We start from the raw sequence: 26626 nt of genomic DNA on the forward strand, positions 1-26626 counted from the left end.
AGAGACATGTACTCCCGCTGTCCCAGGATCTCTCTTGGACGTTTTTTTTCTGTATGATCATTAACCCGTTAAGGTCAAAAGTGTTATTTTGTCCTACCACAAAAGTCTACTGAGGTCAATACGCTAAAGGATACCTAAAAGTAGTCTTAGGTGCTATTCACAATGAATGGCAATACCGTTATCTTATATATTAAGAAGTGTTCTTTATTAAGAACTATTAAAATATAAACGCTGGAAAACTCCTGCCGGGTTTTAAGAGCCGAGTGGAGATTTTTTATACAGGTGGAGGCCACAAAATGAGCGCAATCGCCGGTATCTGCCAATTGCAGCACCATAATCTTAATCCTGATCAGGGACCGAGTCTTATGCAGCAGCTGAGCCGTTATCCTGCGGATGATGCCAGGGGCTGGCAGGGTCAGGGGATTTTCCTCGGTTGCCGGGCGCAGTGGATTACTCCACAATCCTTGAACGAAAAGCTGCCGTTTTATGATCCCGAGCGGAGGCTGGCAATTACAGCGGATGCCATTATCGACAACCGCAGCGAGCTGTTTGGGCTGCTTCAGGTGCCCTATGAAGACCGGGACACCATACCCGACAGCTTGCTTATCCTGCTCGCCTACGAGAAGTGGGGAGATCAGACACCCGTTCATCTGGTAGGAGACTTTGCCTTCATGATCTGGGACGAGCGCAAGCAAACCCTTTTCGGAGCCAGAGATTTCTCCGGCAACCGGACGCTCTATTTTCATAGATCCACTGAAAGTTTCGCTTTTTGCACAGTTATTCATCCGCTCTTATCTATGCCGGGTGTAAGCCATAAGCTGAATGAAGAATGGGTCTCAGAGTTTCTGGCTATTCAGAATAGAGTCGATGCCACGGACTGCTTTTCAACGGTTTATCAAGCTATTGAACAGCTGCCGCCTTCACATTCCATGACCATCACCGGGGAGAAAATTACATTCTCCCGTTACTTTATATTGCAGGCACCGCCTAAACTGCGTCTTGGCTCCAACGGGGAATACGAGGAAGCCTTCCGCGAAGTCTTCGGACAGGCGGTCAAAGACAGGCTTCGGACCCATCTTGCCGCCGGTGCCAACCTGAGCGGGGGGCTTGACTCCGGCTCGGTAGTCAGCTTCGCTGCTGAAGAACTCCGTCGCCGCGGGAAACCATTGCACACCTTCAGTTATTATCCTGTAGACAGCTTTACCGGTTTTAATCTGGGCAAAAGGGTAGCAGATGAGCGTCCCTTTATTCAGGAGACGATTGATCATGTAGGGAATATTGAGCCGAGCTTTCTGAACTTTCCCGAGCAGAGTCCTTATACCGAGATTGACGAATGGCTGGATATTCTGGAGATGCCCTACAAGTTCATTGAAAATTCTTACTGGCTTAAAGGCATATTTGAACAGGCACAACAGCAGGGACTTGGTGTTCTGCTGAGTGGACAAAGAGGCAATTGGAGTGTTTCCTGGGGACCTGCGCTGGATTATCAGGCCAAGCTGATTCGTGAATTCCGGTGGCTCTCTTTCTACCGTGAGAATAAGCAATACAACCAGTCGATGGAAGCGAACCGCAGAAAGGTGCTGCAGATCGTCGGCAAAAAGGCCTTTCCGGCGCTTGAGCGGCTGCTGCCCCGGAAACGGGAGATGCAGCTTGAGCTGATTCATCCCGATTTTGCCAAACGAACGGAGGTCCATGAACGTCTTCGGGAATTCAATATGGACCGTAGACCCTCTTCACAGACGGTTTATGATATCCGCCAGAAGCATTTTGAGCAGCCGCATATCTGGAATGTCAACGGAACAGTGGCTACCAAGATGTCGCTGAAGTACCGGGTATGGGACCGTGATCCCACGAATGATCTGCGCGTGATCCGCTTCTGCCTGTCCGTGCCGGAGGGACAGTTTGTCCAGAACGGTGTGGACCGTTCCCTGATTCGCAGAGCCATGGAGGGACGTCTGCCGGATGGAGTCAGAATGAATCGGAAGCAGCGCGGGGTGCAGGGAGCAGACGGGATTCTCCGGATGCAGCCGCAGTGGGACAGCTTCCTCGGAGAGCTTCGGGAAATGATTAAGGACCCCCGGACTACAGCCTACTTGAACAACAATGTGCTTGCGGGATGTTTGGACCGGATTAGTGAGCCTAAACCGGAGATGATTTACAATTCGGAGTTCCGCCTCCTTACACGGGGACTTGTATTTTACCGCTTTCTGAAATCATTATCCTGATCGAAATACGCCTGAAAGGGGGTGAAAGAATATGAAAAAGGAATACAGCAAGCCTGCTTTGGAAGTGCTCGACGTTAAAATGACTATGGCTGGACCAGGATTTAAACTCGCCGACTCCTTCCAAGATGATCCGGATGAGATCGTGCACTACTCCTAAGACTGCTTTTGGTCGTGCGGCCCTCATCCCCCTATGCTTGCTGAAGGGGGAGAAGGGCTATCTTTTCATCATCACCTTTTAGAACATGTGAATTTACAGGATGGAGTGAATCGTATGGCGAGTATCGTTCAAGGCTTGGCTTATAAAGCATTTGGCCTGCAAATTCATAGTGAATTTCCCTTGCCGGAGCTTCCTCTTACTGACCAGCCGGGGTTGATCGGCAGTGTATCGGTCATTCAAGAAGACTTGTCGGAGCGTTGGCAGGCCATTCCGAAGGTCACAGCCAGCCTGGGTGTATCAGGGAACGAAGTTATGTTTGAGGCCAAGGACACCGCTATTTTCTCCATTCGGGACGGCAGTACGATTACAGTGTCACCTGCACCAGGTGCGGACGGCGACTGTGTACGGCTCTTTATTCTGGGAAGCTGCATGGGCGTTCTGCTGATGCAAAAAAAAATTCTCCCTCTTCACGGCAGTGCGCTTGTACTGGACAACAAGGCTTACGCGCTGGTTGGGCGTTCAGGGGCAGGTAAATCGACACTCGCCTCCTATTTGATGGATCAGGGCCACCTGCTGATCAGCGACGACGTTATTCCCGTTATGGTGCAAAATGGACATCCATTAGCAATTCCAGGCTATCCGCAGCAAAAGTTGTGGCAGCAGAGCTTGGACTATTTGGGAATGAATTCGTCCTCTTACCGCCCGTTATTCGAACGTGAAACTAAATTTGCCGTACCCGTGCATGACCGCTTCCAGGCTGAACCGCTGCCGCTCGCAGGTGTGTTTGAATTGTCGGCGGCCGGAGAAAGTCCGGTAACCCTGCAGGCCATCAGCGGCCTGGAACGGTTCCATACTCTATTTAATCACACTTATCAAAAGGCAATGATTGACCGGATTGGGATCCGAGAATGGCATTTTGGCATGTTGGCCTCTTTCGTTAACCGGCTGCCGATGTACCGGCTTACCCGTCCTGAAGCAGGCTTCAGTGCCCCGGCACAAGCTTCGCTTATATATGAAACGATCCAACATCAAGTGGAGGAGAGATGAACCTATGAATACTACAAATATTTTGTCCCTCGAAACGGTCCTTGTGCAGCGTGAGGGCAATATCGCCAGCGACATGGATGGCGAGAAAGTCATGCTGAATGTGAAGAATGGCAAGTACTACAATTTGGGTGAGGTTGGCGGAGAGATTTGGTCGGCGCTGGCATCACCGGTTACCGTAAGACGGATTGTGGAGACCATCCAGGAGATTTTTGAAGTTTCGGCGGAGCTTGCTGAGCAGGATGTGGTTGCTTTTGTGCAAAGTCTGCTGGATGAGGATCTCGTCTTAAATGTTAGCGGATCATGACAACCCTCCGTCGCATCCGCCTGTTGCTGACCGTTGACAAGGCTGCTGTGGCGCTGATTCCAGAGGCATTATGGAGGCTTTTTCTGGTGAGAATCCAGCTGCTTTTTCCGTTTGCAAGAACGGCTCCACGGCTGGGGATACAGTCTCAGGAGACTTCTGAGGTGTCCAATGCAGCCGATATTCCCCGGATTAAGCATATTACGAAAGCGATTCGTGTCATCAGCCGTTATACTCCCTGGAAGAGTACCTGTATGGTCCGTGCAGTGGCTGGACTACAGATGTTAGAGAGACGCGGGATCGAAAGCACACTCTATATGGGGGTTGCCAGAGATAAGCAAGGTCAAATGATCGCCCATGCCTGGCTGCGCAGCGGAGCTTATTATGTCTCCGGCGATGATGCCATGCAGGGTTTTGTAGTTGTGGAGAAGTTTGCCAAAGTGTTACAAGCCGAGTAATCGAGGTGGGACCATGCAAGCCATAATCTATTACATCCGGCAGCTTCAGCGCTTGTCCGGAGTTAAACTGTACCTTAACCTGCTTGGCATGGTCATCAGCGGACTGCTGGAGAGCTCAGCCATTCTGCTGCTTGTACCGATGCTGGGAATGGCCGGTATTCAGCTAGGCGGAACAGGAGCGGGGTACAGTATACCTATGCTCGGTTTTCTGTCAGAGCTGCCGCAGACTACGGCACTTGGGATTGTGCTCGGCGGGTATGTCGTTATCGTGCTCTGTCAAAATTTGATTTCGCGTTTCGTCGCGGTCCGTAATGTGGAAATTCAGCAGAGCTACAGCCGGCAGCTGCGGTATGATGTTTACAGCGCACTTTTGCGGTCAGAGTGGGCCTTTTTCCTCAAAAAACGCACCTCGGACCTTATCAACGTAATGACCACGGAAATGGCGAGGGTGCTCGCTGGAATCAGCTGTTTTCTGCAGTTTCTCACCTCGCTCCTGTTCACACTGGTGCAGATCGGCTTCGCCTTCTGGCTGTCCCCTAAGATGACTCTCTCTGTACTGGTATGTGCGGTCCTGCTGTCCTTGTTCTCCCGCAGATTCATCCGCAAAGCCAAGAGGCTGGGCAGTCGCAGCTCCCAGCTCGGCCAGATGTATCTAGCCGGAATCACGGACCAATTGAACGGAATCAAGGATATCAAAAGCAATAATCTGGAGCATTCCCGGTTGGATTGGCTGCATAGGTTTACCGCTGAGGTCAAAAACGAGCAGCTGGACTATACAAGACTGCGCTCGAATTCCCAGCTGCTGTACAAAATGTCGTCGACGCTCCTGATCGCTGCGTTTATCTTCGTGTCATTCCGGTTTCTGCACGCGGAAGGCCCATCTTTCCTGCTGGTTATCCTCGTGTTTGCCCGGCTGTGGCCGACTTTTGCTGCCCTTCAGTCGCTGATGGAGCAGCTCGCCTCTGTACTGCCTTCCTTCAAGCAGCTTCAGGCGCTGCAGGAAGAATGCCTGCAGGCTGCTGAGCACGGTACGGAAGGGGAAAGTGCGAAGCAAGTTACACCTATGGCTTTGAAGCAAAGCCTGGAAGCCCGGAACGTGAACTTCCGTTATGATCCGCAGGAGCCGCAATATTCGCTCCAGGGGGTAAATGTGGTGATTCCGGCTAACAAGATGACGGCGATTGTCGGACGTTCGGGCGCAGGAAAAAGCACGCTAGTCGATCTGCTCATGGGCTTGATGCAGCCGGAATCGGGCGAGATCTGGGCCGACGGTCAGTCCATTTCAGGAGACAACCTCCTGTCTTACCGGCGCTCCATCGGTTATGTAGCGCAGGATCCTTTTCTGTACAACGCGACGATCCGCGATAATCTGACGATGATCAAACCGGATGCCAGCGAGGAAGAACTATGGGAAGCGCTGGAGTTTGCTTCTTCGGCCGATTTTGTCCGCAAGCTGCCGGAAGGACTGGATACGCTGATCGGTGACCGGGGCATCCGCCTGTCCGGCGGCGAACGGCAGCGTCTGGTGCTGGCACGCGCGATTATCCGCAAGCCTTCCATCCTGGTCCTGGATGAGGCAACAAGCGCGCTCGATACCGAAAACGAGAAGCGGATTCAGGAAGCGCTCGAGCGGCTAAAGCATTCCGTGACGGTAATCGTGATCGCCCACCGGTTGTCCACCATCCGGGGAGCCGATCAGATTCTGGTCATCGACCAGGGGCGGGTCATCCAGCAGGGCGTGTTCGGCGGGCTGGCCTCAGAAAAAGGGGGCATGTTCAGCCGGTTGCTCAGCAGCCAGGAAGAGGCGATGTAGGCGACGTACAGTTTCGGGTTGAAGCTGGCGAGGCCTGTTGACGACTGGATATCTTAGAGGGATAGATAGATGACAGGCGAATGGACAAATAGATGAGTAGACGAATGGACGAATGAACGAATGAACGAATTGGACGAATGAACGAATGGACGAATAGCATGGCCTCTCTCTACCGAAATCGGCAGGGAGGGGCTTTTGGTGTCACATCTATCAGCCAATTTGGCATGGAACTTGAAAATGATTGCACTTTGTACAGCAAAATTTCACTGAAAGCAGGTATATTTGATGGCGTAAAATAAGTTGTGTACCAAGATTTGGAGCCTAGTCAGGCAACAAAAAAGTAGGGTATTCTCGGGATTGCGAAGTCCACCAAGAAAGGAACCCTACTCGATGACTATTTTACCCGAAAACCAGCTGAATAATCTATTTGAAAATCTTGTCACTCAGTTTGTCAAAGACAACATGGAATCCATCATGCGTGCCGAAATCCAGGCGTTCATGTCCAGTGAGGAAGCAGGTACACGCAATAGCCGCAACGGATACTACACGCGAGATCTGCATACAAAATACGGCAACCTGGAGGGTCTGGAGGTCCCCCGCGACCGCCAGGCCCTCTTCCAAACTCAGCTGTTTGAGCCGTACCAGCGGCGGGACGGTTGGCTCGAGGAGGCGGTGATCCAGATGTACAAATCGGGCATGGGAACCCGGGATGTAGCCCGTTTTATTGAAAGCATGTTCGGGAGCCATTACTCTCCGACAACCGTTAGCAATATTACCGCTACCGTCCTTGACGATATCCACCAGTGGCAGAAACGACCGTTAAGCAAGCGCTACTCCGTGATCTATCTGGATGGGCTGTACGTGAAGCTCAAACGGGGTACTGTCCGTGGGGAGGTGGTCTATTTTGCGATGGGTATCGACGAAGAAGGACAACGTCAAATCCTGGGGTTCTACGTTGGCGGTCAAGAGAGTTCGAATGGCTGGCGGGAGGTCCTTAAAGACCTGTACACCCGCGGAGCGCAGGAAGTGCTGCTGGGTGTATTTGACGGACTTCCAGGGCTCGATGCTGCCTTTAAAGAGACGTACCCGCAGGCGGATGTGCAGCATTGTGTCGTGCACAAAGTGCGAGCCACGTTCCCCAAAATCCGAATCGAGCACAAAACCGATGTCATTGAAGCCCTGAAGACGGTATATACCGCACCGGATGAGGAAGTGGCCCGGGCTACCTTTGATACGGTCAAGGCCAAGTGGAACAAGCTGTATCCGAAGGAAATGAAGTCTTGGGAGGAACAGTTGTCCACACTCCTAACGTTCTACAAGTATCCGGAATCCATCCGCAAAGCGATCTACACGTCGAACCCCATTGAGCGAATGAACAAGGAAATCCGCAAGCGCCTCAAACCGATGAACAGTTTGACGAATATGGATGCGGCCGAGAAAATCGTGTATCTAGAAATGCTAGACTACAATGAGCGTCATGCAGAACGGGTCGTCCCTGGCTTTGGTATGGATACCGTCAAAAAGAAGCTAAATGAGCTATTTGAAGCGCGCTACCCTTCCTTGCCCACACCCGGAGAGGAGTAACTGATAAATCCTGTTTCTGGGGGTCGGGGTTCCCCCTTCCCCCAGAAACACCTACACCCCCAACCCGTACCCGGGGAGGTACTTCTACTCTTTACACAAACTTCTTGACGCTACCGTATATTTCGGTTCTACTGTACTTTGTGCAGTCAAATTTCGCAGAACCGCCGATATGCAGCTATATTTGAGAAATCTAGTGTACGAAATACAACAGAATGCTAGTTGAGCTCCAAAAGAAAGGAATCTAGTGTATGAAGTACACCAGATTCCTTGATAGTTCTTATTATAAATACTGAAAATGCTCTCTAAGCCCACTGACGCTATTAGTGGGCTTAACTGCCACATACAGCACTAGATGTTCGACCACCCAACCCGCACACGCAAAGCTAGACTCGTCCAAAACTCAGTTTACCTAGCATCCCGCACACGCGATGCTCGACTCGTCCAAACTCAGTTCACCTAACATCCCGCACGCGCAATGCTTACTCACCCCATGCTCGGCACTTTGTATAAGTTCACCCAACACCCCGCACACGTGATGCTCGGCTCACCCAAACTCAGTTCACCCAACATCCCACACACGCAATACTCCGCTCACTCAAAACTCAGTTCACCCAACGCCTCGCACACCCGATACCCTGCTCACCCATCGCCACACACATACTTCTCTTGTGCCGTCCTCCGATTAAGCACGCGAAATCATCACTCCGCCGCAATCTCAAGGTTAGCTTATATAGATGAAGGTTTGATTTGGACAGCAGCCGAGTTAGATGTAGTTACTGCAGCTATTTGGTGCCGCGGCGGCCGTTTCTAGGAGTTAGATGTAGTCTGTGCAACTAAAAACAGGAATTTGCTCACTTTTAGCTGAATTCCTCAAAATAGATGTAAGGAGTGCAATTATATCCATATCGAACACGAAAAGCTGGATTATAACTGCACGAAATACAACTAACCAAACAAAGGGTGGAACCCGAACTCGCACTTCCACCTGTACTCGCACTCGAACCGCACTATGAACTCGAACCGCACTATGAACTCGAACCGCACTATGAACTCGAACCGCACTATGAACTCGAACCGCACTATGAACTCGAACCGCACTATGAACTCGAACCGCACTATGAACTCGAATCCGCACTATGAAGTCGAATCCGCACTATGAACTCGAACCCGCACTATGAACTCGAACCGCACTATGAACTCGAACCGCACTATGAACTCGAATCCGCACTATGAACTCGAACCCGCACTATGAACTCGAACCGCACTATGAACTCGAACCGCACTATGAACTCGAATCCGCACTATGAACTCGAACCGCACTATGAACTCGAATCCGCACTATGAACTCGAACCCGCACTATGAACCCAAACCCAAACCCAAACCCAAGCCACAGGCGTGTATCTCCGTCCACGTTGTACATTTGTATTTGGCCCGCCCTGTAGCAGCTGCCGTATCACACTTATGTAAAAAGGTTAATTCTTTTTGCCGGTTAGTTTCCGCCAAGTCCATAAGAAGGGGCGTAGGGGGAAATAAAGAAAATGCAGTGGCTTCGGCAGGGGCAGCGTTTTCTCATCCACCGCGTAAGGATAAAGGAAGCCCGCTGCATACAGGAACTGATGCCACGGCGTAAGAATCGCCGGCTGATAATATTTGTAATGCCGCTCCACCTCGGGCTCCAGGGGCGGATTGTGCAGGTTAACCATACGTGCCACATAGAAAAGTGCAAGCTGTGCCAACCGGCGAGCCTTCGGTTTGTCCGTCAACCCGGACAGACCGGGAGCAATCGGCGCTTCCAGCAAATCCGCCGCGAGGATCAAGGCTTGTCCGCCAACGCTGTCGTAATTATAACGCCGGAGCAGCCCGGTCAACACGCCGGCGTCAGGCTCTTGCAGAAGCAGCTGTTTGATATCCAGCAGCCATCTCAGCCTCGACCAGCCATGCCTTGCCCCATGCGCAGCCAGAAACAGGAATAAATCCTCCCTGCCCAAGTAATGGACGTTTTGTCCGAGCTGGCTGCTTGTCCGTGCATGTTTCCAAAGCTCATCAAAATCCGGCTCCTTAGAAGGCCCTGGACTTAATCGCCAATGAACCTCAACCTTGATGTTTTTGGCGGGGTGATTGAAGGTGTTGTGATGTTCGCGCCACTTCCAGTCTCCCAATATGCTCTCGAATTCCTCTTCTTTCACGTAACCGAGAGAGACCAGCAATGCTTCTGTCTCAGTCAGCTGTTCCATCGGCACAATAAAATCGAGGTCACGCGAGGTGCGCAGCGAGATATCACCGTATAAATCCTGTGCAAGCACCGGACCCTTCAGAAACAGAGAACGGATATTCAGCCGGGCAAGCGATTCGCCGATATTCCCCATTTCACCGCTGAGCTGAAGCATCTGGACGGTATTTCTGCGGTACTCCCATTTCAAACGCTGGGTAACCACAGACGGTACAGATTCACCTTGCATGCGGCTAAGCTTGGGATATAAAAAAGGATAAACGCGGTGATGCAGCGATAGCCGGATCATCAGCTCCCAGTCGATATCCGCGAACCGCACCGGATTCCGCTCCGCCATATCATCGATGCTGTCAGCTGTAAGTAGTGCAAGAAGAAGTAATACTTCCTTAGATAAGCTCCTTTTATCAAGGGTATACCGGTCAGTCATAGAGACTCTCCTTAGTGGAATGTGAACAGATCCATTGGCGGATTTGTTCTATTTAAAGAACGCATTGTGAGCGTAACACCGTCATCCGAAATTTGTCAATTTTTATGTGGATGATGTGCATTGTTCTTGCATTGGACATGTCTTTAATTAAACATACAATGTGCAATAGAAGCATGTAAGAAACTCTATGATTGCCCAAATCCACAATGAAAATTCAAACACTGAAAGCGGTCTGTCGGACGTATTTACCATTCTCCATCTCGTTGTAGAGCACCCGGATGCCTCTTTATAGATGCCGATTTCCTTCCCGGGAAAAGAGGTCTGTTCTACCGTTTGCCCTAATCCCTTCGATCCATTGTACGGTATGGTCCACGTTCCAGGCGGCAGCTTCTTCGTGCTCTCCAGAGAGATAGCTGATACGGAGCAGGGAGGAACCCGCTTTTCCGGTTTTGCCCAGATGGGTACGTACGGCTTCCACCCTGTTTATCGTTTCGAGAGGAATGGTTAAGCTTTTGGCCGGAAAATACATCTTGAACATCAGGGAATCTTTGGTCAAGGCCAGCCAGCCGTTTCCGCGGAGTTGACCTGGGCCTAGGGAAGAAAGACCATAGAAGTTAGCCAAACGCTCAGAAAATATGATCTCACAGGCGCTCATCTGCTTCCGTACCTGTAGGAATCTCAAGACTAGTCCAACCAATGCAAGGACCGCAATGCAACCTGCTGCAATAACTGCTGGAATGAGTATCACCTTCTCCTATTTCTTATTTCGAACAGATTAGGACTGCAGTGAATCCGTCTGCGCGAATATTTTACCACTTTCATCCATTACAGGGGAATGAAATCCCCCACTTTTCGAGTGGATAATTCTGATTTTGGCCAGTTAATACTGCATTTCCAGTAGCGTCCATTTATGTTAAGATATTTATCCGATGCCACAAGAAGAGGAGAGCGACACTGACGTTGCCCGAACTGAATTTAAAATAGTTATAGTAGAAGCGTGTTTGGGAAATCTCTGACTTCTAGATCTTAAGGGGGAGAGGGAATTGCATGAGGAACTAAGCGGAATTCACGGGGCGGAATCATGGACAATCATTGAACCGGTACTTAAGGGCTGGTCGAAGGATAAAAAGTATTATGTCGAGGATGAGGCCGGGCGCAAGCTGCTGCTGAGGATCTCAGGCATTGAAGCCTTCCAGCGGAAGCAGGCAGAGCATCAGGTTGTAAAGCTGTTTAATGAGCTTGATTTCCCGATGTCACGGGTGATTGATTTCGGAACATGCGGCCAAGGCAGGTATACCTATATGCTGCTGACGTGGGTAGAGGGTCGTCCGTTGGAGGAGTGTCTGCTTACGCTAACGGCTAAGGAACAGTATGAGCTTGGCGTGGAGGCGGGAAAGATATTGAAGCTGATGCATTCCATCCCGAATAGCAATGACCTTCCTCAATGGGAAGTACAGATGCAGGCGAAAATTCTGGCCCGGATCAAAGAATACGAAGACTGCCCGTATCATTTGAAGGGCGATGAGCAAGCTATTGCTTATGTAAAAGAAAATATCGGGCTTATCCATAATGTGAAGAAGGTCTACCAGCACGGAGACTTTCACATGGGCAATCTCATCTACACCCCTGAAGGCGGGATTGGAGTTATTGATTTCAACCGTTGGGACAACGGAGATTATGTTGAAGAGTTCTATAAGCTGCAGTTTTTTGACAGAGACCGGAGCGTTCCGTTTGCCAAAGGCAAGCTTGAAGGATATTTCGAAGGAACGCCTCCAGAGGAATTTTGGAACAGGCAGGCACTGTACGTGGCCTACAGCTCGCTTTTTTCGATTAAGTGGTCGATCCCCTTTGGGGCAGCCGACATTGAATGCATGATGACACGCGGCAGAATGGCACTGGAGGATTATGATTATTTCAGTAGAGTCATTCCGCGCTGGTATCAGGCATAAGGCACATCGAAGATGCCCGCAATCTGTAGAAGTCGAAGGCGATTCTGCAGGATTTTTTTTACGGCGTATTAATGTTTGGCCAAAAGATTGAAATCAAGGAGTGCAGTACGGTAGAATTGCACTATCAGCAGATTTAACCAAGAAGGGGATTGTATCGTTTGAATAATGAAGAAGTGAACCAAGAGCTGCCCGAGAATTACGAGGAGCTGAAGAAAGCCGCCGGCCGTTCGGCGGATTGGAGAGCGCGTCTTGCTGCAGTGGAAGAGCTGGGACAGACGAAGCACAAACAAATTATCGATATTCTGAATCGCCTGATGATTAGCGATCCTGTATATACCGTTCAAGAAGCTGCGTATGAGAAGCTGAAAGCCTTCGGCGAAGATGTGAAGGTGCCGTCGAAGAATAAGGCAGAGCTGTTCAGAGGCGTATCCAAGATTGCGCTGCGCATCAAGAAGAGTCTCCCTAAAGACCATTCGTATGAAGAGTTCAAGGAAAAGCTGAAGAAGATGAGAATCGACGTCTACGATGCTTACGAAGGTGAGAAGGGCGAGGGTTTTGATCAATGGCTGGAGAAGTTGTGGATTTCAGCGACGAAATAGTTAGCAGTAATATAGCGGGGAGCCAAGGACTGGACAAGCCCTTGGCTCTTTCGTTTTTAGTTCCAGCCGCTACTCCATTGCTAAGCCCGGCGGATATATAATAAGGTGGCAAGAGGAAGAGAACGGAACATTGCAGCAGCAATCTTTTCCTATATCAATTACACAAAGGATGACAACATGAACACAAACCCATCAACCGAACCGCTCTTTGAGCAATTTCAGGAATTTCTTAAGCTCTCCGGGGAATTACGCCCCAATTATATTGCCAGCCTGGGAAGCCGTCCGGAAGACGGTAACTCTTCAATCAGCAGCATCGTACCCGAAGTGCCAGAGCTTCTAGAAGTAATCTACAGCACGGTTTCCGGTACCGGCAGCGATGAAGAAGAACCGAGCCTGATTGAGTTCATACCGGGATACAGGCTGATTCATATCAAGGAATATAAGCAGGAAATGCAGGTGCTGGCAGGCATTCTGGAGGAGAAGGGCCACCAGACAGACGGAGTGATTCTTCCGATCTTGACCAATTACGGCAGCGACTTTATTTGCTACTACCGGTCCACTGACGGAACGGAGCGGATTTGCGACCTGCTGCATGACTACGGCGACCTGGTTGTGATGTATGATTCACCGCAGAAATTTCTGGAGACGTTATGCGAATTCTATAAGCAGGAAGTTTATTTTTTAGATGAGGAAGGTTATCTCGACTGCGATTTAGTCAAAGAAGGCGAGGTAGGTGCAGCCCTCAATCCGGCTGCGGAATATTGGGCGGAATAATCCAAATCTGTTGCAGGTGTTCTTCCTTTTTTACCGTCTAATGGACAGACTGGTAAAGGGAAGGTGCAGGTTAGATGCATAATCTATTTAGAAATAAAAACCGCCAAATCAGAGCAGGATGGGAGATACTGCTGCTGACAGCGGCAATATTTGCTATTACAATGATTGTCTCATTTGGGGTCTCGCTGCGGGTGGATTCCCGGCAATGGTTCGACCAGGACGGCTGGGTGCGGATATTCAAATCAAATGGTCTTTATATGTTGATCACCGTATGGTTTACGGTACGTGTCCTGCATAAACTTCCCTTAATCTCTATTGGACTCCCGCGGCCTGACGGAGCCAGATTCATTCAAGGATTCATTAGCGGAATGCTACTCTTGACATGTATTTCTCTGCTGCTGTGGGGGTTCGGCTCAGCAACCTTTCAGGGGGAGTGGGCCAACCCTCAATTTATGCGGCTAGATATGGTTGATCTGGTCATCACCGCAGTCATAGCTGGAATCTGCGAAGAAATTCTGTTCAGAGGATTTATTCAGCATCTGCTGGCTAGTCGCGTGGGCCTTTATTGGGCCGTAGCCATCACCTCTGTACTGTTCTCACTGGCGCATATGGCCAATCCGGGCTACAACGGGATATGCTTTCTTAATATTGTGTTGATAGCCCTTATCTTCTCAACGATGGTCATCCGGACAGGAAACTTATATTTTGCGATAGCCCTGCACATCTCGTGGAATCTGTTTCAAGGGTATGTACTGGGCATCGCAGTCAGCGGAAATACACCACATGGGTTGTATTCGCTGAAATTAACGGGTGCCGATTGGATGACTGGAGGAGATTTTGGAGTAGAGGGAAGTCTTGTAACAACGCTTGTGCTTGGGTTGGTTTTTGTTTTTATGCTATTGGCTGTCAAACGCGGAGCGGGGATGAGGAATACGATGGGCAAGGGCTTCGGTTCAGTTAATCGTTGATGTCGCTGCTGCGTTAAGCAGTCCGAATGATAAAATAGATACTATACCTGCAACAAAGAGCAGCCCGGTTCCGGGCTGCTCTTTGTTAGGTTTACACACTGATACGATACTTAAATCCATTACCCCTGCACGGACCGCTTCTCCTGCTCCCGCAGCTCAATTCTCCGTATTTTGCCGGAAGTAGTCTTCGGAAGATCTGTGATGAATTCAATTTTGCGCGGATATTTATAAGGGGCTGTCATTTCCTTGACATGACTCTGCAATTCCTTAATCAGCTCCGGTGTGCCTGCGCTGTTGTCCTTTAGCACGACAAAGGCTTTTACGATCGAGCCGCGGATCTCGTCAGGGCTGGCCACAACTGCGCATTCTTTAACCATGGCATGCTTCATCAGGGCTTCTTCTACTTCAAAAGGACCGATGGTGTAGCCTGAGCTGATGATGATATCGTCTCCCCGGCCTTCAAACCAGAAATAGCCATCCTCATCTTTGCGCGCCCGGTCTCCGGTGACAAAATACTCCCCGTGGGAGCAATTCGCCTTGCGTTCAGGGTCTTTGTAATAGTTCTGGAACAGGGCAGGCATGCTCAAATGTACGGCGATATCGCCGACAACACCCGCAGAAACCGGCTGCCCTTCCTCGTCAATCACCTCGACAATGCCCGGCGCGATGGATTGGCCCATGGACCCGACACGGATAGGCTGATCCTTCAGCGCAGCGATGATCAGCGTGCTTTCCGTCTGGCCGTAGCCGTCGCGGATGGTAATGTCGAAATGCTGTTGGAAGGTCCGTATGACCTCCTCGTTCAGAGGTTCGCCGGCGGATACGGCACAGCGCAGTTTGGACAGGTCATACTGCGGCAGTCCTTCCGTCTTGGCCATTAAGCGGTATTCCGTCGGGGTGCAGCATAATACCTGAATAGCTTGATCCTGAAGCAACTGCAGATACCGGTCCGGATGGAATGGACCATTGTAGACAAAACCAGTGGCACCATTGCCGAGCACAGTTAAGAACGGACTCCAGATCCATTTTTGCCAGCCCGGTGCTGCAGTTGCCCAGACGGTATCTGATTCGCGGATGTCCAGCCATAGGGATGAGGTGATCCGCAGGTGTGCATATCCCCAGCCATGTGTATGAACTACGGCTTTAGGGTTGCCGGTAGTGCCGGAGGTATAAGCAAGGATGGCAATATCGTCGCGGCGGCTGGCTACGGCCGGGAAAGCATCCGGCTTGTCCGCCATAAGGCTCTCCAAACTGATCCAGCCTTCACCAAGCTCATCTTCATTTCCGGATACGGAGAGACGGTAGTCCAAGGCCGGCAGATCTTCGGCGATTTTGTTAACTTCTGCGGTAACGTCAGACCAGACGATTACAGCTCTCGCTTCCGAATGGCGCAGGCGGTAGGATAAATCCTTTGCCCGGAGCATCTCGGAGGAAGGGATAACGGCGAGTCCGAGCTTAAGGCAGGCGAGATAGATTGCGTAGGCAATAATGCGGCGCGGAACCATGACCAGCACGCGGTCACCTTGTTGAAGTCCGAGTTCTTTAAGGCCGCCGGCAAGCCGGTTAGCTTGTCCTAGCAGCTCCCCGTAGGTAATTTCCTCGTAAGCACCATCCTCATGCAACCATTTAAGCGCAATCTTATCGGAAGGATGTTGTTCCATTTCCGAAGTCAGATTGTAGAATTCCGGTGCGATCCAATGCTGATTGTCCAAATGAACCTCTCCTATATAAACGTAATGGTATATCCATACTCTATAGTATAGCACTTTACTTAGTACCAGATGCTAATTAGAGGTAATGAGAAGGTGGGTAAGAGAAGGTTCTGTGACTATTTTGTTATAATGCCTATAAAAAGGATGACGGCGTAAGAGAAACGATCATAGAATTAATGTTTGTGTATAGTACCTTGGGGCAGGGTGAGCAGGATTATGATTCGCTTGGGGCCAGCAGAATATGCTCGGCATTTGCGCAGGCTTGAGAGTTATTCGCAGATTCGTGCTTTGGTTATCCCCTCCTGAGCGAAGCGGAAGCCTGGATTTAGGTGTAACGCCATCCGCAGTCGCATTACAAGGACACCTGTGAGGAGAAAAATGTATTTTATAGTCATAATTTGAGAAAAATTATCAAAATTGAGACCATTCAACCTTTGGAAGACTTATAATATATAGATTAAAGAACTTCACGAAAGATAAGGAGACTCCAGCATGCTTTTTAAACCGATCCCTGTTATAACGGGATTCTTAACAATGTCCTGCTTAATGTCAGCCTGCAGTAGCCGGCCTGCGGCTGCCGGTAATCTTTCAGCGGATTCTTCGTCCATTCCGTCACCTATCGTTTCCCGGGTGGCCCAAGCTAATCCTGCCGCTACCGTCATACCGGCTGTTCCTGGACCGTCTAACTCAGCGGCGGTATCAGACGCACTCTCTATTAAATTAAATGGAACGACTTATTTCTTCCCAGGCCACAATGTTGCGACGAAGCGTTATAATTTTGCGGCGGCAACCTCAAGCGGGATCGTCTGGTCACCGGCTCCCCCAATGGAGGGGGAAGGTACTGATCCGGCAGGTGTTCCGCTGGAGCCTTTCACCATTTATCTTAGCGATCCGGCGGATATCGAGCTGAATGCTGCGAAGGCCCGTAAGCTTTGGACGCTGGCACTGCCGGAGGCTTCCGATGAATATACAAAGCTCAATAGTCTGCAGGGTGTAGGTGAATATGTAGTCTACCATACGTACACCATGTTCCGGGGAGGCGCACAGGCGTTGAGGAACCAGGCTTGGGCGCTGAAAACCGGCGATCCGGCAGATAATATTGAAATTCTCTCCTTTCGTGCCGCAGGCGGTTACTTCTATAGTTGGGGAATCGAGGAACAGGACAAGCTATATGTATCGGTGAGCCAGTGTCCTGATGGCGATGGCAGCTATGAATATGAGGTATATGTATATTCCTTTGAACAGGAACGGAAGATGCAAATGAAACAGTTTACGTTAGATAAAGATATGATTAAGTTTCAATATAATGGCAGGTCATATTCCGTCAAGCTGCAGCAGGTCTGAACCTCCTGTACAGCAGTCTAAACGATACACACTTTACCAGAAAGCAGGCAGTTGATTATGGGCCCTACAACCTTTGATGAGATATTTGGTATTATGAAATCTTCTTTTCCAGTGAGTGAGATCAGAACCTACAGCGGGCAGCGATCTTTGCTGCATAACCCTAACTACCGCCTGTTCACTGAGCAGGACACCAAGGGGAGGACGCTCGCCTTTTTGGCGGCGTGGGAGTTTCCGGCTCTGCGTTTTGTCGAGCATATAGCAGTAGATCCCGGCATCAGGGGAGGAGGACTCGGCAAAAAGCTGATGCTCAATTATATCGGCCGTTCGGACGTTCCTATTCTGCTGGAGGTAGAGCCGCCAAGCGGGGAACTGGAGCGGCGGAGAATCGGGTTTTATGAGCGGCTTGGCTTTCACCTCAATGCCTATGAGTATAACCAGCCCCCGCTCCGTACAGGACAGGCTGATCTGCCGCTGCGTATTATGACGTATCCCCGCCCGATAAACCAGGAGGAATTCCATCAGTACAGGGAAATCCTGTACACTGAGGTGTATAAAGTTACAGCACCAGGCAGTCGTCCATACTGATTCTTCCCATAAACAGCCCGCGCTATCGCTAGGATAGGCGGGCAGTTCTGTTTGGAAATCCTTCTTTACAATCCGGATACAAGTTAGAAACAAGTTCATGATTAAATTGAACTATAGCAAAGAACATAACAAACCAACTCGCAAGGGAGACGATATTCAATGAAAAGCAAAAAAATGATCATAGCAACGATGGTATTCGGTATGGCGGTTACGGGCTCGGCAGGTGTGTACGCAGGAACAAATCTGCAAAAGATTAGTGCTTATCTGAACCATAGCATTGGCTTCCAAGTAAACGGAGCGGCTTATACGCCGGTAGACGGTAATGGCAAAACACTGGCTCCTATTACTTATAATAATACGACTTACTTGCCTGTACGTGCGATGGCGGATGTGCTGAAGGTGCCGGTGGCCTTCGACGCCTCATCCAACCAGGTTATCATAGGTACCAATAACAGCTCATCTGTTACGTTGGCCGCCGTTTCATACAGCGCTGCACAAAAACAGGAGATCACCAAGGCATTTGCAAACTTCCAGGGTTTTGAGACTGCTTATGCTCCACTCAAAATGACCAGCGGTGATGCTCTCCAGAAAATTGGCGGCGGCGAGGATGGGGTAAGCTTTCTATTCAAACATATGAGAGTAGTTGTTTCTCCCCGCGATTACTCTGATTCCTATGATGGAACTACAGTGAAGCTGTCGAATGGAACGGAAGGCAAATGGTACACACCTAGTGATCTTGCGATGATGACCTTCAAAGTAGCAGACCGCTATGTCACCATCAGCTCCCCTGATAAATCGTTGAGTAAAGCACAGTTGGAGAATGTAGCCGTAAACGTGGCGAAACTTAGCAAGTAAGCGCCAGACCTTTGGGCGTAGGACCACTAAAGGCACTCGGCAAAAAAAAGAGGATGTCTGTCAAAGCCACTCGCTTTGCAGACATCCTCTTGTCTATTTATTCGTACTATGTTGTATATTGGGCAGCTTCGATTCGGGTGACCCTTTCCCCCGGCGTTTGTTTTTCTCCGCTTTCCGCTGATTCTCCTGAAACTTCTCCACAAATTCGTGAGTATTCATGCTGAACCTCCTAAAAGTATTGTGAGCATCCGCTTCTCGGGTCCACTTCGTACATAACTCAATCGGAAGCATAGGCCTTAACCAAACTGCTGTTTGTTACTGTAACCATATAGGCATCAAATCATACACGTTGAGCGGTATGTGACTGTTCAACGTGCAGTTGGTCTTTTCTGGAGCAATCCAATGGTTGACAAAACATTTAAAATGGAGCAAAGTAAACTAATAGTTTACTTAACAACACTGTGGTGTAATATGGGGGCGGTAAAACCATTGGGAATCGATCAACGCAGGGAGAAGGAAAAACAGATCCGCCGAAATGACATTCTGGAAGCGGCGGAGCATGTCTTTTTTACCAAAGGATACAATCAGGCGACCATGGACGATGTGGCTAAAGCGGCTGAGTTCAGCAAAAGAACCGTATACGTGTATTTCAACAGCAAGGAGCAAATCTATTTTGAAATTATGATTCGGGGCTATAGGCTGATGATCGGTTTGCTGAAGCAGAAGATCCAGAATGCAGGCGCAGTTACAGCTATAGAGAGTCTGAAGCAAATGGGAGATGTTTTTTACAGCTTCAGCAGGCAGCATCCGGAATACTTCAAGGCCATTATTGAATATGAGACCGCAGAGATCGATTTTGAGAGTGGGGTGACGGACGAGGCGAGGGATGAATGTTATGCCCTGGGTGAAGAAATGACGGAATATTTGGTTGGACTTTTGGGTCAGGGGATGGATGAGGGGGAGATCCGCAAGGACCTGGATGTGGTAAAAACAGCGCTTGTACTTTGGTCTTGTGTAATTGGTGTGCTGAATACTGCGCATAAGAAGGAAAAATACATCCGCCACATGCATTCTACAACACCGGATGAGCTGGTTTCGGCAGCATTTACTCTCATGCTTGAGTCTATCCGTAACTAAAGGGGGAGAGAACGTGAAAGGGATAAGGTGGAGAAGACGGGTGATTCTCATTCTTTCAGCGATTGGCGTTTTGCTTGTCATAACTTTTGCTTCATTAATGTTCATTAGCGGATTCTTCCGGGAGCAGAAGTATCTGCAGCCTTGGAAGCCAAGCTACTCTGCTGCAATCACGGACCCGAGGGTGCAATTGGCGGCACATGGGCTTTTGGCTGCCAGCAGCCACAACATGCAGCCTTGGAAGATCAAATTGGACAGCAGCAATCCGCTGAAGTTTGCTCTGTATGCGGATAGTGAACGTTTATCGCCTGCAGTTGATCCATATGCGCGGCAGTTCATGGTTTCGCAGGGGACTTTTTTAGAATATGCCAGGGTTGCCGGAGAAGAACTGGGTTATGAGACAGCGATTGAGCTGTTTCCGGAAGGTGACTATGATGAGAAGAGACTTGTGCAGAGTATGCGTACCAAACCTGTAGCGGTCATCACTCTCACCAGAATGAACTCCGTGAGCCATCCGCTCTACCCGTATTTATTCCTTTCGGACACCAACAGAGGGGCTTACCGATCGGATGCACTGCGTGCCGAGCAGGTGGATGAGCTGCAGGGTCTTCAAGAGAATAAAGATATTTCCATAAAAATTGTTCAAGATACGGATAATAAGAAGCGGCTTGCAACATACATAACAGAAGCATCTATTGTTGAGGCTGGCGTCGAGACGGTCATGGAAGAGTCTGCAAAGATATTCCGATCTAATGAAAAAGAGAAGAATAAATATCGTTATGGCTTCTCCGTAGAGGGGCAGGGAACGGATGGACTTATGCGTCATATGCTGCAAGGTCTGGTTACACTGTTTCCTTCGCTGAACAAGGGAGAGGCTGCTTCCAAGCAGTTCATCACATCGACTGAAACTTCCGTAAACAACACGCCTGCCTTTGCCATGATTCGTTCTGCCGACAACAGCCGTTTGAGCCAGGTCCGCAGCGGAATGTTATACAGCAGGCTGGTGCTGTCCGCTCACCGTTTGGGGCTTGCCATACAGCCCTTAAGCCAGGCGTTGGAGGAATATCCCGAAATGAGCCGGCTATACAGCGATATTCACCGCAGTTATGCAGCGGATGGAGAGACCATTCAAATGCTCGTGCGTATGGGTACTCCAGTAAAGGGAGCGCCTTTAAGTCTGAGAAGAGATGTGCACGAATTGCTAATCAGCGAATCTTCAGAATAATAAAGCTGAAAAGGGGTAATATAAATAAAGTGTTGCAATGTTCTCAAATACATGATATATTCTATTTCTGGCCGCGAAACATCAACGCCGGGCTCGAAAAAGAAGTTGAAAAAAAGAGCTTGCATTGATCGGTTGGATGTGATATATTATAAGAGTTGCTGGTGACGAGATAATCGACACTGACAACGAGCTTGATCTTTGAAAACTGAACAACGAGTGAGTATGGAAATCACGCAAGTGAGATCCAAAATTAGAGAATGTAAATTCTCGTCAGATGTTTCAAATTGAGCAATCGCTCTTTCTAAATACCAATTTGGAGAGTTTGATCCTGGCTCAGGACGAACGCTGGCGGCGTGCCTAATACATGCAAGTCGAGCGGAGTTATGAAGGAGCTTGCTCCGGATTAACTTAGCGGCGGACGGGTGAGTAACACGTAGGCAACCTACCTCTTTGACTGGGATAACTACCGGAAACGGTAGCTAATACCGGATAATTCCTTTGTTCACATGGACGAAGGATGAAAGGCGGAGCAATCTGCTACAAAGAGATGGGCCTGCGGCGCATTAGCTAGTTGGTGGGGTAACGGCTCACCAAGGCGACGATGCGTAGCCGACCTGAGAGGGTGAACGGCCACACTGGGACTGAGACACGGCCCAGACTCCTACGGGAGGCAGCAGTAGGGAATCTTCCGCAATGGGCGAAAGCCTGACGGAGCAACGCCGCGTGAGTGATGAAGGTTTTCGGATCGTAAAGCTCTGTTGCCAGGGAAGAACGTCCGGTAGAGTAACTGCTACCGGAGTGACGGTACCTGAGAAGAAAGCCCCGGCTAACTACGTGCCAGCAGCCGCGGTAATACGTAGGGGGCAAGCGTTGTCCGGAATTATTGGGCGTAAAGCGCGCGCAGGCGGCTATTTAAGTCTGGTGTTTAAACCTTGGGCTCAACCTGAGGTCGCACTGGAAACTGGGTGGCTTGAGTACAGAAGAGGAAAGTGGAATTCCACGTGTAGCGGTGAAATGCGTAGATATGTGGAGGAACACCAGTGGCGAAGGCGACTTTCTGGGCTGTAACTGACGCTGAGGCGCGAAAGCGTGGGGAGCAAACAGGATTAGATACCCTGGTAGTCCACGCCGTAAACGATGAGTGCTAGGTGTTAGGGGTTTCGATACCCTTGGTGCCGAAGTTAACACAGTAAGCACTCCGCCTGGGGAGTACGGTCGCAAGACTGAAACTCAAAGGAATTGACGGGGACCCGCACAAGCAGTGGAGTATGTGGTTTAATTCGAAGCAACGCGAAGAACCTTACCAGGTCTTGACATCCCTCTGAATCCACTAGAGATAGTGGCGGCCTTCGGGACAGAGGAGACAGGTGGTGCATGGTTGTCGTCAGCTCGTGTCGTGAGATGTTGGGTTAAGTCCCGCAACGAGCGCAACCCTTGACTTTAGTTGCCAGCAGGTAGTGCTGGGCACTCTAGAGTGACTGCCGGTGACAAACCGGAGGAAGGTGGGGATGACGTCAAATCATCATGCCCCTTATGACCTGGGCTACACACGTACTACAATGGCCGGTACAACGGGAAGCGAAGCCGCGAGGTGGAGCCAATCCCAGCAAAGCCGGTCTCAGTTCGGATTGCAGGCTGCAACTCGCCTGCATGAAGTCGGAATTGCTAGTAATCGCGGATCAGCATGCCGCGGTGAATACGTTCCCGGGTCTTGTACACACCGCCCGTCACACCACGAGAGTTTACAACACCCGAAGTCGGTGGGGTAACCCGCAAGGGAGCCAGCCGCCGAAGGTGGGGTAGATGATTGGGGTGAAGTCGTAACAAGGTAGCCGTATCGGAAGGTGCGGCTGGATCACCTCCTTTCTATGGAGAATCGTCACCTGCAACGGTGACATTCAAATCGGAAGCTTAGCTTCCAAAACTCAGGTTTAGGCCTGTTACTCACTCGTTGGTCAGTTTTGAGAGTTTAAGCTCTCAAGTAACACCTTGATCCTTGAAAACTGGATACCGAAACGAATTTGCGTTTTAGAACATCTTTTAGCTGAAACTTGTGTAAACAAGTTTTAATTATAGCGATGCTAGCGTTTTTCCTTCTGGAAAAACGCATTGGTTAAGCTAATAAGAGCACACGGAGGATGCCTAGGCGCCAGGAGCCGACGAAGGACGTGGCGAACAACGAAACTGCCTCGGGGAGCTGTAAGCAAGCTTTGATCCGGGGGTGTCCGAATGGGGAAACCCAGCTGTGGTAATTCGCAGTTACTTCTCTCTGAATACATAGGGGAGATAGAGGCAGACCAGGGGAACTGAAACATCTAAGTACCCTGAGGAAGAGAAAACAATAGTGATTCCGTCAGTAGCGGCGAGCGAACGCGGAACAGCCTAAACCAAGGGGCTTGCCCCTTGGGGTTGTGGGACGTCTCACATGGAGTTACAAAGGAATATGGTAGGTGAAGAGGTCTGGAAAGGCCCGCGATAGAGGTAAAAGCCCTGTAGCCTAAACTGTGTTCTCTCCGAGACGGATCCCGAGTAGTGCGGGGCACGTGAAACCCCGTATGAATCCAGCAGGACCATCTGCTAAGGCTAAATACTACCTGGCGACCGATAGTGAAACAGTACCGTGAGGGAAAGGTGAAAAGCACCCCGGAAGGGGAGTGAAATAGAACCTGAAACCGTGTGCTTACAAAAAGTCAGAGCCCGATCTATGGGTGATGGCGTGCCTTTTGTAGAATGAACCGGCGAGTTACGTTTAACATGCAAGGTTAAGGTGAGAAGCCGGAGCCGCAGCGAAAGCGAGTCTGAATAGGGCGACTAAGTATGTGGACGTAGACCCGAAACCGTGTGATCTACCCCTGTCCAGGGTGAAGGTGCGGTAACACGCACTGGAGGCCCGAACCCACGTATGTTGAAAAATGCGGGGATGAGGTGGGGGTAGCGGAGAAATTCCAATCGAACTCGGAGATAGCTGGTTCTCCCCGAAATAGCTTTAGGGCTAGCCTCGGTGAATGGAGTGGTGGAGGTAGAGCACTGATTGGGTGCGGGGCCCGCAAGGGTTACCAAGCTCAGTCAAACTCCGAATGCCATTAACTTCTTGCCGGGAGTCAGACAGTGAGTGCTAAGATCCATTGTCAAAAGGGAAACAGCCCAGACCATCAGCTAAGGTCCCCAAGTGTGTGTTAAGTGGGAAAGGATGTGGAGTTGCACAGACAACCAGGATGTTGGCTTAGAAGCAGCCACCATTGAAAGAGTGCGTAATAGCTCACTGGTCGAGTGACTCTGCGCCGAAAATGTAACGGGGCTAAACACACCACCGAAGCTATGGCTAGATACTATGTATCTGGGGTAGGGGAGCGTTGTATGCAGGTTGAAGGTGTACCGTAAGGAGCGCTGGACAGCATACAAGTGAGAATGCCGGTATGAGTAACGAAAAGATCAGTGAGAATCTGATCCGCCGAAAGCCCAAGGTTTCCTGAGGAAGGCTCGTCCGCTCAGGGTAAGTCGGGACCTAAGGCGAGGCCGAAAGGCGTAGTCGAAGGACAACAGTTTGAAATTACTGTACCACCGTAATCCGCTATGAGCGATGGGGTGACGCAGGAGGGTAGTGACGCGGACTGATGGATGTCCGTCTAAGCAGTGAGGCTGGTGTGTAGGCAAATCCGCACACCATTAAGGCTGGGCTGTGATGGGGAGCGAAAATTATAGTAGCGAAGGTCATGATCTCACACTGCCAAGAAAAGCCTCTAGTCAGGAGAAGGTGCCCGTACCGCAAACCGACACAGGTAGGCGAGAAGAGAATTCTAAGGCGCGCGGAAGAACTCTCGTTAAGGAACTCGGCAAAATGACCCCGTAACTTCGGGAGAAGGGGTGCCTCGGTAGGGTGAATAGCCCGAGGGGGCCGCAGTGAAAAGGCCCAAGCGACTGTTTAGCAAAAACACAGGTCTGTGCGAAGCCGCAAGGCGAAGTATACGGGCTGACGCCTGCCCGGTGCTGGAAGGTTAAGGGGAGCGGTTAGGAGCAATCCGAAGCTGTGAACCGAAGCCCCAGTAAACGGCGGCCGTAACTATAACGGTCCTAAGGTAGCGAAATTCCTTGTCAGGTAAATTCTGACCCGCACGAATGGCGTAACGACTTGGGCGCTGTCTCAACGAGAGATCCGGTGAAATTTTAATACCTGTGAAGATGCAGGTTACCCGCGACAAGACGGAAAGACCCCATGGAGCTTTACTGCAGCTTGATATTGAATTTGGGTACGATCTGTACAGGATAGGTGGGAGCCGTAGAGGCAGGAGCGCAAGCTTCTGCGGAGGCGCCGTTGGGATACCACCCTGATCGTATCTAGGTTCTAACCTAGTGCCCTAAACGGGTACGGGGACCGTGTCAGGCGGGCAGTTTGACTGGGGCGGTCGCCTCCTAAAGAGTAACGGAGGCGTTCAAAGGTTCCCTCAGAATGGTTGGAAATCATTCGAAGAGTGCAAAGGCATAAGGGAGCTTGACTGCGAGACCAACAAGTCGAGCAGGGACGAAAGTCGGACTTAGTGATCCGGTGGTACCGCATGGAAGGGCCATCGCTCAACGGATAAAAGCTACCCTGGGGATAACAGGCTTATCTCCCCCAAGAGTCCACATCGACGGGGAGGTTTGGCACCTCGATGTCGGCTCATCGCATCCTGGGGCTGAAGTAGGTCCCAAGGGTTGGGCTGTTCGCCCATTAAAGCGGTACGCGAGCTGGGTTCAGAACGTCGTGAGACAGTTCGGTCCCTATCTGTCGTGGGCGCAGGAAATTTGAGAGGAGCTGTCCTTAGTACGAGAGGACCGGGATGGACGTACCGCTGGTGCATCAGTTGTTCCGCCAGGAGCATGGCTGAGTAGCTACGTACGGACGGGATAAGCGCTGAAAGCATCTAAGCGTGAAGCCCCCCTCAAGATGAGATTTCCCAATTAGTAAGACCCCTTGAAGACGACGAGGTAGATAGGTTGGAGGTGGAAGTGCAGCAATGCATGGAGCTGACCAATACTAATCGGTCGAGGGCTTATCCAATTAGTTAAGACGCAGATTCGTTTCGGATTCAGTTTTCAGGAATTAAGGTTCCTGAAGCATTTACGCTGTAAATGCCCGTTTGGTGGCGATAGCGGAGGGGTTCCACGCGTACCCATCCCGAACACGACCGTTAAGCCCTCCAGCGCCGATGGTACTTGGACCGAAGGGTCCTGGGAGAGTAGGACGCCGCCAAGCGGACA

At 50.3% G+C, this 26626-nt stretch carries 20 protein-coding genes and 3 rRNA genes; 19 read left to right on the forward strand and 4 right to left on the reverse strand.

Annotated elements, in window-relative coordinates; all coding sequences use genetic code 11:
- Nucleotides 1-296: 296 nt before the first annotated feature.
- The 7 genes from MHI45_RS23010 to MHI45_RS23040 all read left to right on the forward strand — a co-directional run bounded on the left by MHI45_RS23010 (nt 297) and on the right by MHI45_RS23040 (nt 7585).
- On the forward strand, nt 297-2225 hold the full coding sequence (locus MHI45_RS23010; protein WP_076110298.1) for an asparagine synthase-related protein: 1929 nt from the start codon (nt 297-299) through the stop codon (nt 2223-2225).
- Between the two features lie 31 nt (nt 2226-2256).
- Nucleotides 2257-2382 carry a paeninodin family lasso peptide gene (locus tag MHI45_RS23015; RefSeq protein WP_038586022.1) on the forward strand — a complete coding sequence of 42 codons (126 nt, stop codon included), beginning with the start codon at nt 2257-2259 and terminating at the stop codon, nt 2380-2382.
- A 114-nt stretch (nt 2383-2496) separates the two neighbouring features.
- Nucleotides 2497-3429: a hypothetical protein gene (locus tag MHI45_RS23020; RefSeq protein WP_076110299.1), complete on the forward strand. Its 933-nt coding sequence runs from the start codon at nt 2497-2499 to the stop codon at nt 3427-3429.
- Nucleotides 3430-3433: 4 nt separating this feature from the next.
- Nucleotides 3434-3733: a lasso peptide biosynthesis PqqD family chaperone gene (locus MHI45_RS23025; RefSeq protein WP_076110300.1), complete on the forward strand. Its 300-nt coding sequence runs from the start codon at nt 3434-3436 to the stop codon at nt 3731-3733.
- Nucleotides 3730-4188 (forward strand): lasso peptide biosynthesis B2 protein, encoded by a 459-nt coding sequence (locus tag MHI45_RS23030; RefSeq protein ID WP_038586029.1) that lies wholly within the window; start codon nt 3730-3732, stop codon nt 4186-4188. The genes MHI45_RS23025 and MHI45_RS23030 overlap by 4 nt, the downstream gene beginning before the upstream one ends.
- A gap of 13 nt (nt 4189-4201) precedes the next feature.
- Nucleotides 4202-6001: an ABC transporter ATP-binding protein gene (locus MHI45_RS23035; RefSeq protein WP_076110301.1), complete on the forward strand. Its 1800-nt coding sequence runs from the start codon at nt 4202-4204 to the stop codon at nt 5999-6001.
- Between the two features lie 390 nt (nt 6002-6391).
- Entirely contained in the window at nt 6392-7585 is a 1194-nt protein-coding gene (locus MHI45_RS23040; protein WP_076114668.1) for an IS256 family transposase, read from the forward strand.
- A gap of 1473 nt (nt 7586-9058) precedes the next feature.
- Here the strand turns inward: MHI45_RS23040 and MHI45_RS23045 are convergent.
- Nucleotides 9059-10243, reverse strand: coding sequence for a nucleotidyltransferase domain-containing protein (locus MHI45_RS23045; protein WP_076114494.1), 1185 nt, complete (start codon nt 10241-10243; stop codon nt 9059-9061).
- A 286-nt stretch (nt 10244-10529) separates the two neighbouring features.
- On the reverse strand, nt 10530-10898 hold the full coding sequence (locus tag MHI45_RS23050; RefSeq protein ID WP_144024509.1) for a hypothetical protein: 369 nt from the start codon (nt 10896-10898) through the stop codon (nt 10530-10532).
- A 388-nt stretch (nt 10899-11286) separates the two neighbouring features.
- Between MHI45_RS23050 and MHI45_RS23055 the strand changes: the two genes are divergently transcribed.
- From MHI45_RS23055 to MHI45_RS23070, 4 genes are all read left to right on the forward strand, one after another.
- Nucleotides 11287-12192: an aminoglycoside phosphotransferase family protein gene (locus MHI45_RS23055; protein WP_076114492.1), complete on the forward strand. Its 906-nt coding sequence runs from the start codon at nt 11287-11289 to the stop codon at nt 12190-12192.
- Between the two features lie 158 nt (nt 12193-12350).
- Nucleotides 12351-12791 carry a HEAT repeat domain-containing protein gene (locus MHI45_RS23060; protein WP_076114491.1) on the forward strand — a complete coding sequence of 147 codons (441 nt, stop codon included), beginning with the start codon at nt 12351-12353 and terminating at the stop codon, nt 12789-12791.
- A gap of 177 nt (nt 12792-12968) precedes the next feature.
- Nucleotides 12969-13565 (forward strand): hypothetical protein, encoded by a 597-nt coding sequence (locus MHI45_RS23065; RefSeq protein WP_076114496.1) that lies wholly within the window; start codon nt 12969-12971, stop codon nt 13563-13565.
- Nucleotides 13566-13639: 74 nt separating this feature from the next.
- Nucleotides 13640-14533, forward strand: a complete 894-nt coding sequence (locus tag MHI45_RS23070) for a CPBP family intramembrane glutamic endopeptidase (protein ID WP_038586042.1) — start codon at nt 13640-13642, stop codon at nt 14531-14533.
- 119 nt (nt 14534-14652) lie between these two features.
- Here the strand turns inward: MHI45_RS23070 and MHI45_RS23075 are convergent, their stop codons facing one another.
- Complete coding sequence (locus tag MHI45_RS23075; RefSeq protein ID WP_076114495.1) at nt 14653-16194, reverse strand: acyl-CoA synthetase; 1542 nt, start codon at nt 16192-16194, stop codon at nt 14653-14655.
- 543 nt (nt 16195-16737) lie between these two features.
- Here MHI45_RS23075 and MHI45_RS23080 point away from each other — a divergent pair.
- The 3 genes from MHI45_RS23080 (at nt 16738) to MHI45_RS23090 (ending at nt 19029) form a co-directional block, all read left to right on the forward strand.
- Nucleotides 16738-17589: a hypothetical protein gene (locus MHI45_RS23080; RefSeq protein ID WP_144024508.1), complete on the forward strand. Its 852-nt coding sequence runs from the start codon at nt 16738-16740 to the stop codon at nt 17587-17589.
- Nucleotides 17590-17646: 57 nt separating this feature from the next.
- Complete coding sequence (locus MHI45_RS23085; protein WP_076114488.1) at nt 17647-18174, forward strand: GNAT family N-acetyltransferase; 528 nt, start codon at nt 17647-17649, stop codon at nt 18172-18174.
- Between the two features lie 159 nt (nt 18175-18333).
- Nucleotides 18334-19029, forward strand: a complete 696-nt coding sequence (locus MHI45_RS23090; RefSeq protein ID WP_076114487.1) for a hypothetical protein — start codon at nt 18334-18336, stop codon at nt 19027-19029.
- Nucleotides 19030-19122: 93 nt separating this feature from the next.
- On the opposite strand, the gene MHI45_RS23095 is transcribed toward MHI45_RS23090, so the two are convergent.
- Nucleotides 19123-19248 (reverse strand): DUF4023 family protein, encoded by a 126-nt coding sequence (locus MHI45_RS23095; RefSeq protein ID WP_076114486.1) that lies wholly within the window; start codon nt 19246-19248, stop codon nt 19123-19125.
- 270 nt (nt 19249-19518) lie between these two features.
- Here MHI45_RS23095 and MHI45_RS23100 point away from each other — a divergent pair, with 270 nt between their 5' ends.
- The 5 genes from MHI45_RS23100 (at nt 19519) to rrf (ending at nt 26621) form a co-directional block, all read left to right on the forward strand.
- On the forward strand, nt 19519-20166 hold the full coding sequence (locus tag MHI45_RS23100; RefSeq protein WP_076114485.1) for a TetR/AcrR family transcriptional regulator: 648 nt from the start codon (nt 19519-19521) through the stop codon (nt 20164-20166).
- A gap of 13 nt (nt 20167-20179) precedes the next feature.
- Nucleotides 20180-21388, forward strand: coding sequence for an Acg family FMN-binding oxidoreductase (locus tag MHI45_RS23105; protein WP_076114484.1), 1209 nt, complete (start codon nt 20180-20182; stop codon nt 21386-21388).
- A gap of 310 nt (nt 21389-21698) precedes the next feature.
- Nucleotides 21699-23254, forward strand: a 16S ribosomal RNA gene (locus MHI45_RS23110).
- 245 nt (nt 23255-23499) lie between these two features.
- Nucleotides 23500-26426: ribosomal RNA gene (locus MHI45_RS23115) — 23S ribosomal RNA — on the forward strand.
- A gap of 78 nt (nt 26427-26504) precedes the next feature.
- Nucleotides 26505-26621: ribosomal RNA gene (gene rrf, locus MHI45_RS23120) — 5S ribosomal RNA — on the forward strand.
- The 16S, 23S and 5S rRNA genes sit together here, the layout of an rRNA operon.
- The last annotated feature ends 5 nt before the right edge of the window (nt 26622-26626 follow it).

The sequence above is a fragment of the Paenibacillus sp. FSL H3-0321 genome (assembly GCF_038002865.1).
GTDB lineage: Bacteria > Bacillota > Bacilli > Paenibacillales > Paenibacillaceae > Paenibacillus_AQ.

Excerpts from the sequence above, each read along its gene's own strand:
- MHI45_RS23010 (WP_076110298.1), top strand. The coding sequence starts at position 297 with ATGAGCGCAATCGCCGGTATCTGCCAATTGCAGCACCATAATCTTAAT.
- MHI45_RS23015 (WP_038586022.1), top strand. The coding sequence starts at position 2,257 with ATGAAAAAGGAATACAGCAAGCCTGCTTTGGAAGTGCTCGACGTTAAA.
- MHI45_RS23020 (WP_076110299.1), top strand. The coding sequence starts at position 2,497 with ATGGCGAGTATCGTTCAAGGCTTGGCTTATAAAGCATTTGGCCTGCAA.
- MHI45_RS23025 (WP_076110300.1), top strand. The coding sequence starts at position 3,434 with ATGAATACTACAAATATTTTGTCCCTCGAAACGGTCCTTGTGCAGCGT.
- MHI45_RS23030 (WP_038586029.1), top strand. The coding sequence starts at position 3,730 with ATGACAACCCTCCGTCGCATCCGCCTGTTGCTGACCGTTGACAAGGCT.
- MHI45_RS23035 (WP_076110301.1), top strand. The coding sequence starts at position 4,202 with ATGCAAGCCATAATCTATTACATCCGGCAGCTTCAGCGCTTGTCCGGA.
- MHI45_RS23040 (WP_076114668.1), top strand. The coding sequence starts at position 6,392 with ATGACTATTTTACCCGAAAACCAGCTGAATAATCTATTTGAAAATCTT.
- MHI45_RS23045 (WP_076114494.1), bottom strand. The coding sequence starts at position 10,243 with ATGACTGACCGGTATACCCTTGATAAAAGGAGCTTATCTAAGGAAGTA.
- MHI45_RS23050 (WP_144024509.1), bottom strand. The coding sequence starts at position 10,898 with ATGAGCGCCTGTGAGATCATATTTTCTGAGCGTTTGGCTAACTTCTAT.
- MHI45_RS23065 (WP_076114496.1), top strand. The coding sequence starts at position 12,969 with ATGAACACAAACCCATCAACCGAACCGCTCTTTGAGCAATTTCAGGAA.
- MHI45_RS23070 (WP_038586042.1), top strand. The coding sequence starts at position 13,640 with ATGCATAATCTATTTAGAAATAAAAACCGCCAAATCAGAGCAGGATGG.
- MHI45_RS23075 (WP_076114495.1), bottom strand. The coding sequence starts at position 16,194 with ATGGAACAACATCCTTCCGATAAGATTGCGCTTAAATGGTTGCATGAG.
- MHI45_RS23080 (WP_144024508.1), top strand. The coding sequence starts at position 16,738 with ATGCTTTTTAAACCGATCCCTGTTATAACGGGATTCTTAACAATGTCC.
- MHI45_RS23085 (WP_076114488.1), top strand. The coding sequence starts at position 17,647 with ATGGGCCCTACAACCTTTGATGAGATATTTGGTATTATGAAATCTTCT.
- MHI45_RS23090 (WP_076114487.1), top strand. The coding sequence starts at position 18,334 with ATGAAAAGCAAAAAAATGATCATAGCAACGATGGTATTCGGTATGGCG.
- MHI45_RS23095 (WP_076114486.1), bottom strand. The coding sequence starts at position 19,248 with ATGAATACTCACGAATTTGTGGAGAAGTTTCAGGAGAATCAGCGGAAA.